A 12,526-nucleotide genomic window follows, 5' to 3' on the forward strand; every position below is an offset into this window, starting at 1 on the left:
AGTTTGGCCGCGTCAGGCCATCCGACGCGCGAGGGCACTTTTGCAGAAATTGTTAGCGCCAACAATGCCAAATTCATCCTGTTCCGAGACATAGAGGTTCATCGACCGGCGTAGCTCACTGAACCGACCCCCGGCGTTGAAAGCGTCGCGGAAGGTGTCCTTGAACAGCCAACGGTTCTTTTCGGCCACGCCGCCCACCAGAAAAACACCGCCCGCTGGCATCATGGTCACAGCCATATCGCCCATGACAGCCCCCAGATGAGTGGTGAACATATGGGCCGCGCGTACCGCATGAGGGTCGGTTTGGGCCAGCGCGTCTTGCAGGATATCCTTTGCGGGACGGGTTTCCGCGTTGGTTTGACCGGCTGCGAGTTGGATGGCTTGGTAGAGGATGGGCAGACCGGTGCCGCTCAGGAACATCTCGGCCTCAAGGGTCAGCGAGTCGTCAAAGAAACACTCGGTCGCGACCTCGCGGGCGGCGCGAAATATTTCAACCTCGTCAGCGTGGCGCGGGGACAGGCCTACATGGCCGCCTTCGCCGGATGCAGTATGATAGTGCCCCTCGGAATAAAGCAACGACCCAACCCCAAGCCCGGTGCCCGGCCCAACGACCAAGCGGGTGCCGACCGGTGGGGTTTCCGCACCCTGCAACACTTCGACGTCACCGGCACCGATTTCGGCCACAGACCACGCCGCTGCGGTGAAGTCATTGATCACGAAGGTATGCTGCGCGCCGGTCGCACGACCGATGTCGTCCTCGGACAAATCAAGCTGCGCGTTGGTCAGTCGGATCGTACCATCTCGCACCGGGCCCGCCCCGGCGGCGACAACCGCGCGGGGGTCGGTGCCAATCTCGTCGCGCAGGCTGTGAAACGCCTCGAGCAGTTGCGGCAGTTGACCCGTCGGATATTTGCGCAGATCGGTTAGTCTCCCGTTTGAGATAACCCCCAAACGGGTGTTGGTCCCGCCGATATCAGCCACCAGATTCCAGTGTTCATGCATGGCTCCGGCGGGTTGTGCCAGGGGGACAGAGACTTGTGCACCGGCGAGGGCAGTTTTCACCGCCTCAAAGGACGCCTTGGGTGTCCGCCCCATCGTATCGAAATCCACATCAACCAGACCAAAGCGCTTCTCGTAGCCAAGGGCCCATTCGTAGTTGTCCAGCAGCGACCAGATAAAATAGCCTTTGACGGGCACATCCTGATCCAACGCGTCTTTCACAGCGGCCCAATGCTGGTTGAGGTAGTCGATCCGGTCCTCATCTTGCTGGCGCTCAGAGCTGGCCATGCCATTTTCGGTCACATAGATCGGCAGATCGCCGGTATATTCACGAGCGGCCCGGGTCAGGAAACGTGTCAGGGCGGAAGGCTCAATCTCCCACCCCATTTGCGTTTTGGGCAGGGGGCCAGGGACCTCTTGCAGGCCGGGCCAGGCGGTGTCGGCGGGCGCGATCAGTTTGCGGGTGTAGTAGTTCAGCCCGCACCAGTCCACGGGCGCGCCGATCGTGTCGAAATCATCCTGCCAGCCAGCGGGCAGATAAGGTTCCAACCCGTCCAGAACATTTTGCGGATAGGCTTTGTTGAACACACCGCCCAGAAAGAACCGGTTGTAGATACCGTCATACAAGTCAGCGGCTTTGCGCGCCTCGGCGCTGTCATCGGCGGGTTCGGCCCATTCCAGATTGAACACCGCTCCCAAGTTGGACATGCCCAGACCACGCATCGCCTCGATCGCGCGGCCATGCGCCAGCAGAACATGATGCATCGCGCGAGCCGTCGCGCGGATATCGCGCAGGCCGGGGGCGTGGTGGCCGTCGAAATGGCTCAACCAACTGACGCACCAGGGTTCGTTGATGGGGGCAACACTGAACATCCTGTCGCCGATGCGGCCCATAATGATCTCGGTGAAATCGGCGAACCATCCGGCAATATCCCGGTTGCGCCACCCGCCCAAATCCGCCAGCGGCGAGGGCAGTTCCCAATGGTAAAGCGTCGCACAGGGGCGAATGCCGCGTTCCAGCAGCGCATCGGCCAGTCGGTCGTAATAGTCCAACCCGGCTTGGTTCACGGCCCCTCGTCCTTCGGGCAGAACCCGGGCCCAGCTGGTTGAAAAGCGATAGCAATCAAACCCGGCATCGCGCACCAGATCAAAGTCCTGATCGAAACGGTTGAGGTGATCGCAAGCGAGATCTCCGTTTTCGCCCCGCACCACATTGCCGGGCGTGCGGGCAAAGGTGTCCCAATGGGTCTGACCTGCGCCACCCTGCGCGTGGCCTTCGATCTGATAGGCAGAGGTTGCGACACCAAAGAGGAAATCTTTGGGGAAATCAGCGCGGGTATATTTCATGTTCAGAACCTGTCAGGAGCGGGGCCGGTCGAGCCGCCAACTACCAGTTCGGCCTCCAGCAATCTAGTTTTAACCGGGTCGTCCGGTGATTTGATCCGGTCGATCAACATTTCGGCGGCGATTTCCCCAGCCTGCCGGACCGAGGATCGCGTTGCTGTAAAGATCGGCACGTCTTGTCCATTCTTGAGATAGGACAGGTCGTCATCATGGGCGATAACCGATACATCGCGCCCCATTTTCAGCCCAGCCTCATTCAAAGCGCGTCGCACCCCGATGGCAGATATCATTGACGAGACCAATATGGCCGTAGGGGGGTTGTCCAGCTGCAGCATGTCGCGGGCTTCGTGATGGCCGTAAACCTCGGTCATCTCGGCGCTGCGCATCAGGGCGCGTTCGGGCGTAAGATTGGCTTCTTGCAGAGCCTGCAGATATCCTTCGCGGCGACGTTGGGCGAAGTCCATATCCTCTAACCCATTGATCAGCGCGATACGTTTGTGCCCCAGATCAATCAGAAACCGGGTTGCCCTCAGGAATGAGCTTTTGTTGTTCACATCGACCCAGTCATACGGCACCTCGATTCCGGTCGAGCGGCCATGTACGATGAACGGAACCGCCATGCGGGTCAAAACCTCGATCCGGTGTTCGTTGACCTTGGGGCCTTGCAGAACGACCCCATCGACTGCGCCGCGTTGGAAGAGGTCCCGATAGGTGCGTTCGATCGAGGTATCGTCGGCATTGGTGAACATCATGTCATAGCCATGCGCGCCATAGGTTCGAGCGGCCCCGGCGACAAAATCCCCGAAGATCGGGTTGACCATTTCATGTTGCGAGGAACTGGGGATCACGTGCCCGATCACCATAGAACGCCCCGTGGCCAGTCCCTTAGCGCGGCTGTTCGGGCGATAGCCGTGTTTGGTCGCCGCAGCCTGAACCCGCTCTCGCGTGGCCTCGTTCACCTCGGGGTATCCGTTCAGCGCGCGACTGACCGTTGTTTGCGAAAGACCGAGGATTTCTGAGAGCTGCTTTAGGTTCATTTCGCTTCAAAGCGCCTTCAAATTGGTGGCAAAACTGTTGTGAGTGGGTTTTCCTATTGGGTCAACCTGTTTCTACTCACCGTGTGTTTTATTAATTTTTAGGCGAATTTCAAACCTAATATTGACAGAACTTGAATGTTAGCGGATAAAACCCGTCATTCAAAGCGCTTTGAAAACTGAGTCCCATGGGCGCAACAGAGTTGGGAGGAGAATTCATGAAACACTCGCTTTACGCAGGCGCGGCAACGTTCGCCCTGATGGCGGGCGCGGCGCATGCCGACAAGGTCACGGTGTTTGGCCCCTGGTTGGGACCGGATCAGGAAAATGTCGAAAAGGTGCTGGACGGCTTTGCTGCCGCGACCGGGCATGAGTACGCCTATGTCGGCTCGGATAGTTTCGAACAGCAGATCCGCATCGACGCGGAAGCAGGATCTGCCCCTAACGTTGCGGTGTTCCCGCAGCCCGGTCTGGCGGCGGATATGGCCAAATCCGGCTTTCTGACGCCTTTGGCAGATGGCACATCCGATTGGATTCGCGACAATTACGCTGCGGGTCAATCCTGGGTCGATCTGGGGACATATGCAGGCCCGGACGGGGCTGATAACCTTTACGGGTTTTTCTACAAGGTCGATGTGAAATCACTGGTCTGGTATGTTCCCGAGAACTTCGAGGACGCCGGGTACGAAGTGCCGACCACGATGGAGGAACTCAAAGCTCTGACGGACCAGATCGTCGCGGATGGCGAGACGCCTTGGTGTATCGGTCTGGGGTCTGGCGGAGCGACCGGCTGGCCCGCGACCGACTGGGTCGAGGACATGATGCTGCGCACGCAATCGCCCGCGGATTATGACGCCTGGGTCGCAAATGAAATGAAATTCAATGACCCAAAGGTCATCGCGGCCATCGAAGAATTCGGAGCCTTCGCCCGCAACGACGACTATGTCGCTGGTGGGGCAGGGGCCGTGGCCACGACCGATTTCCGCGACAGTCCCAAAGGCATGTTCAGCTCTCCGCCGCAATGCTATCTGCACCGTCAGGCCTCGTTCATTCCGGCTTTCTTCCCCGAAGGCACGGTCGTGGGTGAGGATGCGGATTTCTTCTATTTCCCGGCCTATGAAAGCAAAGACTTGGGCAGCCCGGTTCTGGGTGCGGGCACACTTTGGGCGATCACCAATGACAGCCCCGGCGCTCATGCTTTGATCGAGTATCTGCAGACACCCGAAGCGCACGAGACCTGGATGCAGCTAACCGGCTTCCTGACACCGCATAAGGGCGTTGATACCTCGCTGTTCTCGGACCCGACGTTGAAGAAGATGAACGACATCCTTCTGGGAGCAACCACTTTCCGGTTTGACGGGTCTGACCTGATGCCCGGCGGTGTTGGCGCAGGGACGTTCTGGACCGGCATGGTCGACTATGCGGGCGGGGCCTCGGCGGAAGAGGTTGCCAACGAAATCCAATCCTCCTGGGACGCGCTGGACTAAGCGTTCCTGATCGGGCAACCCGCCAGTTCGGGTTGCCCGCCACCGTCGCAAGGGAGACGCGGCATGCATCCGGCATTACAGGGCCTGCTGACCATCGCCATCGGCGTGTCAGGGTGTGTGGGCTATTTCTACCTCTCCAACCAGTTTCTGGACAAAGTGCTGTTCCCGGCGCGCGGCCCGAATGCAGGGCGCAATATCAACCGCGCCAACATGATCCGTCCGTGGTTGTTTCTGTTCCCGGCGTTGGCGGCGTTGGGTCTGTATCTGGCCTATCCGGTGGTCGAAACGCTGCGCTTGTCCCTTACGGATCGGGTACCCGGTGGGGGCTATGAATGGGTGGGCCTGGAAAACTACATCCAGATGGCGAATGAGCCCAAGTTCTGGGAAGCCATGCGCAACAACATGTTCTGGTTGATCATCGTGCCGGCGATGTCCACCGCTTTGGGTCTTTTGGTTGCGCAACTGACCGACCGCATTCGTTGGGGCAATATCGCCAAGTCGCTGATCTTCATGCCGATGGCGATTTCTTTTGTGGGTGCATCGGTGATCTGGAAGCTGGTCTATGACACTCGCCCGGCCGAACAGGATCAGATCGGGATGCTGAACGCGCTTTATATCTTCTTTGGCGGGACCGAGCCGCAAACTTGGCTGACCATCCCGTTCTGGAACAGTTTCTTCCTGATGGTCGTGCTGATTTGGATTCAGACCGGCTTTGCCATGGTGATCCTGTCCGCGGCCTTGCGTGGCATCCCCGAGGAAACCGTCGAGGCCGCCATTCTGGACGGCGCCAACCCGTTTCAGATTTTCTTCCGCATCAAGGTGCCGCAGATCAAGACCACAATTCTGGTCGTATGGACCACGATCACGATCACCGTGCTCAAGGTCTTTGACATCGTCTTTGCCATGACCAACGGCCAGTGGGAGACACAGGTTCTGGCCAACTACATGTATGACAAGCTGTTCCGCGCCAATGACTGGGGTGTGGGGTCGGCCTCGGCCATGGTGATCATGCTGCTGGTCACCCCGATCCTGATCTGGAACGTGCGCAACGCGCGCAAAGAGATGGAGTGAGGCCATGAGCGATATTGTAGGAACCAAACCGGCGCTGCGCTGGGTCGTCCATGCCTCGGTCATATTTCTGGTCGTGCTTTGGGTGGTGCCAACACTTGGGCTGTTGATCTCGTCTTTTCGCACGGCCGATCAGATTGCCACAAGCGGCTGGTGGAAATCGCTTTTCCCGTCCGAACAGAATCTGACTTTGCGGTCTGCAGCGCCGGACACACAGGTTCTGGAAAACGGGGTTTACGTGATCGAAGGCAACCTGTTTGACGCGGGCACGACGGCTACGATCTCTCAATGGGGTGTCAGCTCTCGGGCCGTGGATGCGTTTGTTCCGGGTGATACTGCTGAGCTGCGTCGGGGGGGTACGATTACCGTGGACGCGCAAGGCAACTACCGGATGGAGAATTCGGAAGAATTTACCGGCAGCCGGGGCGCGCGTGTGTTCGTGACCGCAGAATTGCCGCCCGAGTTCACGTTGGCCAATTACCACAAGGTTTTGTTGGCCGAAGATTCTTCTGACAGCATGGGGCGGGCGTTCTTCAATACTCTGACTGTGACCATTCCTGCGACAATCATTCCGATCTTGGTGGCCGCCTTTGCGGCCTATGCGTTGGCGTGGATGGATTTCCCCGGCCGCGCCCTGCTGATTGCTGCCGTAGTTGGATTGTTGGTGGTGCCGTTGCAACTGGCGCTGATCCCACTTTTGAAATTCCACCTCAATATCGGGATCGGGAAAGGCTACCTTGGGGTTTGGATGGCCCATACCGGGTTCGGCATGCCGCTGGCAATCTACCTGCTGCGCAACTACATGGCTGGCCTTCCCCGAGACCTGATCGAAAACGCGCGGGTCGACGGGGCGACCGAGTTCCAGATCTTCACCAAACTGATCCTGCCTCTGAGTTTCCCAGCGCTGGCTTCTTTTGCGATCTTCCAGTTCCTGTGGACTTGGAATGATCTGCTGGTTGCCAAGGTCTTTTTGATCGACGCGTCTGGTCAAACCACCGTCATGACCAACCAGATCGTCGAACTGCTGGGCACGCGGGGCGGCAACTGGGAAATTCTGGCCACGGCGGCGTTCGTATCGATCGCCGTGCCGCTGATCGTTTTCTTCGCAATGCAAAAATATCTGGTTCGAGGCCTGTTGGCCGGATCCGTCAAATAGAGGCTTCTGATGAACGTGCAGAACACTGTGGACACAACGAAGGCAACCCAAGCAGCGTCCGATTGGTGGCGCGGTGGTGTGATCTATCAGATCTATCCCCGCAGCTTTCAGGACAGCAATGGCGACGGAATTGGCGACCTGAAAGGGATTACTCAGCGTCTGGGCTATATCGCCTCGCTTGGGGTCGATGCGATCTGGATATCGCCGTTCTTCAAATCTCCGATGAAGGACTTTGGATATGATGTCAGCGACTACCGCGATGTCGACCCGATGTTCGGAACGATGGCGGATTTCAAAGAGCTTTTGGATCAGGCGCATGGGCTTGGGCTGAAAGTGATGATCGACCTGGTGCTGTCGCACACTTCGGATCAGCACCCGTGGTTCAGTGAGAGCAGGTCCAACCGCGAAAACGAAAAGTCCGATTGGTATGTCTGGGCGGACCCGAAACCGGACGGAACGCCGCCAAACAACTGGTTGTCGATCTTCGGAGGCTCGGCCTGGCAGTGGGACTCGCGGCGATTGCAGTATTATCTGCACAACTTCCTGACTTCGCAGCCCGACTTGAATTTCCATTGTTCGGCGGTTCAGGACGCCTTGCTGGATTTGGCCCGGTTCTGGCTGGATTTGGGCGTCGATGGGTTCCGGCTGGATACAATCAACTTCTACTTCCACGACATGCAGCTGCGCGACAACCCCGGCCTGCCGATGGATCAGCGCAACGCCTCGATTGCGCCGATGGTGAACCCCTATAACCATCAAGATCACCTTTTCTCCAAAAGCCAGCCTGAGAATATCGCCTTCCTCGAACGGTTGCGTGCGTTGACAGACGAATATGAAGGCCGCGCTTGTCTGGGTGAGGTCGGCGACGCGCAGCGCGGGCTTGAGATCATGGGCGAATACACCTCCGGCGATAAACGGATGCACATGTGCTACGCCTTCGAGTTTCTGGAAAAACGCGCATTGACTGCGTCTTACGCCAAACAGGTTTTCGATCAGTTAGAGGACAAGGCCGGTGACGCGTGGCCTTGCTGGGCCTTCTCGAACCATGACGTTCAGCGACACGCGACACGTTGGGGATTAAGCGACGAGGCCGTTCGACAGCACGCGGTTCTAATGATGTGCCTTCGCGGCTCTGCCTGCCTGTATCAGGGTGAGGAACTGGGCCTGCCCGAGGCCGATGTGGCGTTCGAAGACCTGCAAGATCCCTATGGCATCGAATTCTGGCCAGAATTCAAAGGCCGCGACGGATGCCGCACGCCGATGGTCTGGGCCGCGCAGGACGAGCAATCGGGATTTAGCGCCGGTCGTCCTTGGCTGCCCGTCAGCCCGCTGCAAGCCGAGCGCGCGGTAGACAGGTTGGAGCAGGACCCGAACTCGATGCTGCATCACTATCGCCGCGCGATTGCGCTGCGACATGCGCATCCGGCACTGATGTCCGGAGAACAGGAGCAAATGACCCAAAACGGCCCTGTTCTGACTTTCCTGCGGGACGCCCCGACTGAACAGGTGTTCTGTGCCTTCAATCTGGGCTCGGATTCGACCCAAATCACTATGCCAGAGGGGAACTGGTACGTAATCGGGGAGGAGTTGGGCAGCGTCGAAGGGGAAGGGGCTTTGTCCCTCGACGCTGCGCAATTCTGTCTGCTGGCGCGGGACAAGGGGTAGGTTATGTCTGAGCTCAAACTTACGGATGTGGCCAAGACATATGGTCATGTGGATGTTCTGAAGAACATCAATCTGGACATTGACCGGGGCGAGCTGATCGTTTTCGTCGGTCCTTCGGGCTGCGGTAAATCCACCTTGCTACGTATGATTGCAGGGCTGGAGAAGATCTCGGGCGGGACGCTTGAGATCGAAGGGCAGGTCATGAACGATGTGCCCCCGGCGCAGCGCGGCATTGCGATGGTGTTCCAAAGCTATGCGCTTTATCCCCACATGACCGTGCGCGAGAATATGGCCTTTGCTCTCAAGATCGCCAAAATGCCTGCGGCGGATGTGGATGCCGCTGTCGAACGCGCCGCGCGTATCCTTCAGTTGGAACCATTTCTGGATCGGCTCCCCAAGGCACTGTCGGGGGGACAACGTCAGCGGGTTGCCATTGGGCGGGCCATTGTCCGCGATCCCAAGGTCTATCTGTTTGACGAACCGCTCTCGAATCTCGACGCCGCCTTGCGAGTTGCCACCCGGATCGAAATCGCGCGCCTGAAAGAGGCGATGCCTGACAGCACCATGATCTATGTGACCCATGATCAGGTCGAGGCGATGACTTTGGCCAGTCGCATCGTGGTTCTTGCCAACAAGGGGATCGCGCAGGTTGGGACTCCGCTGGAATTGTACGAGACGCCGGATAACGAATTTGTCGCGCAATTCATCGGCTCGCCTTCGATGAACCTGCTGCCCGGTATCATCACACAAACGGGCGAAACGACAGTTGTCACGCTAGAGGCCGGTGGAACGATCACGAGCGCTATCGCGACCCAGGCGGAGGACATGGGCAAACAAGTGAATGTCGGCATCCGGCCAGAAGATTTTGTTCCAGCTGACGCGGACGCGGCCTTTCAAGGGGTGGTGGACTTCACCGAGGCACTAGGCGAAGTCACACTGCTGTACTTTGAAAACCGCACCGGGGCTGAATCTGTGATTGCCAAGTTGCAGGGTATCCAGCGCAATATGCGGGGACAAACTGTTGGTGTCTCAGCCCGTCCCGAAAAGGTGCATTTGTTTCACGACGGAAAATCTATGCGCAGCAAGTCCTGACTTTTCTGCGAATTGGTGAAGTCCAATTTAATCATCAGCGTTGATCGTTTCGATTGTACCTGTCGGCCACGCCGCCAGGTATTCCAACGTGCCTTAATCGGATAATGGAACGTGTTTTTTAGCTTGTGAACGCACCGGTTGGTTAAATCTTCCGACCCGTCGACCAGCGGTGTTACGCGGTCGCAAAGGCGCCAAGTCAATTCAAACTGGACTTATGGAAACTGCCAACTGTCACTTTTGGACTGACAGCTGGATCGCAAAGGTCTAACCTGTATCCACAAAAACAAAAAAACGGATTTACAACGGGAGATCTAACAATGACTAAACTAACAAACCTGTCCAGGCGGACGGTGCTGAAAAGCGCAGGTGCCGCGGCTCTGGCGGCCCCTCTTTACAGCAAAAGCGCACTGGCCTCTTCAGGTGAGATCAACATTCTGATGTGGTCGGATTATCTGCCACCCAGTTTCCTGCAAGAGTTTGAAACTCTGACCGGAATCAAGGTTAACTATACCGGCATCGGGTCGAACGAAGAGATCATCAACAAGATGAAGGCGACCAAGGGCCAAGGCTTTGACATCGTCTCGCCCACCAACAACCGGTCCTTGCAGTGGGAACCGCTTGAGTTGCTGCAGCCCTTCGACATGAACAAGGTACCGATTGATCTGGTGAACCCGGCGATGGCCGCTATTGGCACAGATGCGTGGAACTTTGGCGATGCGGGCGTGCACTGGCTGCCGCATATCTGGGGCACCGAGGGCATTGCCTATCGCACCGATCTATGGCTGCCCGAAGGCGATGCGCCGTCTTATGGCGATGTTTGGTCCGAGGAGAATGCGGGCAAAACCATGGGCCGCGCGCATTCGATGATGCTGGGCGCAGGTCTTTACATGGAACGTTCGGGTGAGATGGAGCCGGGCTCGGTCTGGGCCGCTTATGGTGACGAGGACACCATGCGCAAGGTTTGGGGTCAGATCACCGACTGGTGCATCGAACGCAAGAACCGGATCAAACTGATCTGGAACGACGCGGATACTCAGAAAAACGGCCTGCTGAACGAAGGTGTTGTTGTCGGCCAGACCTGGGATGGTCCGCCGCTGGCGCTGAAATCGGCGGGCGAGCCGGTGCACTACCAAGCTCCTGTCGAAGGTGCGATGGCCTGGGTTGACGGTATGTCGATTCCGACCGGTGCGGCAAATATCGACCAGATCTACGCCTTCATCGACTTCGCTTATCAGGCGAAGCCGGCTGGTGTGGCGATTGACAGTCACGGCTATAACTCACCGGTTCTGGGTGCCGATCAGTATTCGGGCGACACCTACAAGAAGAACTTTGCCGAAGCCTATCCGGGCGACTCGTTGGCCAACCTCAACCCATGGCCGGCCGAAGCACCGTGGTACGCTGAAACCCGGACCGAATTCGTCAACAAGTTCAAGAGCGCCTGATCGCTTAGAAACGTTACCCCCCCGCGACATTGCGGGGGGCCTTTAATCCGCACGGTTTAGCGTGACGGAGCCCAATTTTATGCGGTTAACACCCGCATCCATCGGAGATAGCAAACATGAGTGCTGGGGTCGGTGTAGATCTTGAGAACCTGTGGATTCGTTTTGGCGATTTCGTCGCGGTGCGGGACGCGAATGTGAACATAAACGGGGGCGATTTCTTTTCGTTCCTTGGCCCTTCGGGCTGTGGCAAGACCACGATCCTGCGTGCGGTTTCGGGCTTTCTGGACCCCAGCGAGGGCAAGGTTCTGATCGGCGGCAACGACATGCGCGGGATTGGACCGAACAAACGCCCTACAGCTCTGATCTTCCAGAACCTCGCGCTGTTTCCACTGATGAAAGTGTGGGAGAACATCACCTTTTCCATGGAGATCAAGGGCGCCAGCGCCAAGGAACGCCGCAAGCGCGCCGATGAGCTTTTGGACATGATCGCGCTGCCGGGGCAGGGCGACAAACTGCCCAGCGAGCTGTCGGGTGGTCAGCGCCAGCGGGTCGCCATTGCCCGTGCGCTTTGTGCCGAACCCGATGTGCTGCTGCTGGATGAACCACTTTCGGCGCTGGATCTGAAGCTACGCCAGCATATGCGCACCGAGCTGCGCGAGATTCAGCAGCGTGTCGGCATCACCTTCATCTACATCACCCACGACCAGGGCGAGGCGTTGACCATGTCCGACAACATCGCCGTGATGCGTGCGGGCGTGATCGACCAGATTGCCGATGGCAAGACCATCTACAATGATCCCAACACAGCCTTCGCGGCCTCATTCGTTGGGGAAAACAATGTGTTCCGGGGCAAGATCAAGCAGGTCATGGGCAATGAGGCGATGATCGCGACCAATCGCTCTGGTGATCTAGTGGCGCGAATTTCCACCGCCAACCAAGGCAAGTTGAAAGAGGGGGATGACGCCATGATGTTCATCCGCCCCGAGGCGTTTGCCATCGCCCCCGATGGGGCGACGGGCGACCATTTCGTCACCGCCCGCGTCAACCACGAGGAATTCGAGGGGAACGTCTTCAACATCTTCACTGAGGGTGAGGGCGGGAAGGAGATCAAGGTCTCGATCCCGAACCATGGTCAATCCTTCCAGGATCACACCGGACAGAACATCACGCTGGAATATGAGGCGCAGAATGCGGTTCTGGTTCCGGCGGGTGAACTGGCCGCGGAATAGGGGGAACTGA

9 protein-coding genes and 1 pseudogene are annotated in these 12,526 nt (G+C 58.0%); 7 read left to right on the top strand and 3 right to left on the bottom strand.

Annotated elements, in window-relative coordinates; genetic code table 11:
- Nucleotides 1-12: 12 nt before the first annotated feature.
- The 3 genes and pseudogenes from ACR0DB_RS12940 to ACR0DB_RS12950 form a co-directional block, all read right to left on the bottom strand.
- Nucleotides 13-1,002, bottom strand: a complete 990-nt coding sequence (locus tag ACR0DB_RS12940; RefSeq protein ID WP_480551470.1) for a glucokinase — start codon at nt 1,000-1,002, stop codon at nt 13-15.
- Nucleotides 1,003-1,044: 42 nt separating this feature from the next.
- Nucleotides 1,045-2,346, bottom strand: a pseudogene (locus ACR0DB_RS12945) (GH1 family beta-glucosidase); the annotation flags it as partial.
- 2 nt (nt 2,347-2,348) lie between these two features.
- Nucleotides 2,349-3,380 (bottom strand): LacI family DNA-binding transcriptional regulator, encoded by a 1,032-nt coding sequence (locus ACR0DB_RS12950; protein WP_480551376.1) that lies wholly within the window; start codon nt 3,378-3,380, stop codon nt 2,349-2,351.
- Between the two features lie 215 nt (nt 3,381-3,595).
- Between ACR0DB_RS12950 and ACR0DB_RS12955 the strand changes: the two genes are divergently transcribed.
- The 7 genes from ACR0DB_RS12955 (at nt 3,596) to ACR0DB_RS12985 (ending at nt 12,516) form a co-directional block, all read left to right on the top strand.
- The gene (locus ACR0DB_RS12955; protein ID WP_170355129.1) at nt 3,596-4,864 is read left to right on the top strand and encodes an ABC transporter substrate-binding protein; all 1,269 of its coding nucleotides are present in this window, start codon (nt 3,596-3,598) and stop codon (nt 4,862-4,864) included.
- 63 nt (nt 4,865-4,927) lie between these two features.
- A complete protein-coding gene (locus ACR0DB_RS12960; RefSeq protein WP_170754134.1) occupies nt 4,928-5,935 on the top strand; it encodes a carbohydrate ABC transporter permease in 1,008 nt (335 codons plus the stop codon).
- A 4-nt stretch (nt 5,936-5,939) separates the two neighbouring features.
- Entirely contained in the window at nt 5,940-7,088 is a 1,149-nt protein-coding gene (locus tag ACR0DB_RS12965) for a carbohydrate ABC transporter permease (RefSeq protein WP_480551378.1), read from the top strand.
- Nucleotides 7,089-7,097: 9 nt separating this feature from the next.
- Nucleotides 7,098-8,753: an alpha-amylase family glycosyl hydrolase gene (locus ACR0DB_RS12970; RefSeq protein WP_480551380.1), complete on the top strand. Its 1,656-nt coding sequence runs from the start codon at nt 7,098-7,100 to the stop codon at nt 8,751-8,753.
- 3 nt (nt 8,754-8,756) lie between these two features.
- Nucleotides 8,757-9,845, top strand: a complete 1,089-nt coding sequence (locus tag ACR0DB_RS12975) for an ABC transporter ATP-binding protein (protein WP_480551382.1) — start codon at nt 8,757-8,759, stop codon at nt 9,843-9,845.
- Between the two features lie 317 nt (nt 9,846-10,162).
- A complete protein-coding gene (locus ACR0DB_RS12980) occupies nt 10,163-11,287 on the top strand; it encodes an extracellular solute-binding protein (protein WP_170773495.1) in 1,125 nt (374 codons plus the stop codon).
- Nucleotides 11,288-11,403: 116 nt separating this feature from the next.
- On the top strand, nt 11,404-12,516 hold the full coding sequence (locus ACR0DB_RS12985; protein WP_170785917.1) for an ABC transporter ATP-binding protein: 1,113 nt from the start codon (nt 11,404-11,406) through the stop codon (nt 12,514-12,516).
- The last annotated feature ends 10 nt before the right edge of the window (nt 12,517-12,526 follow it).

This window comes from Ruegeria sp. AB6 (assembly GCF_056542685.1).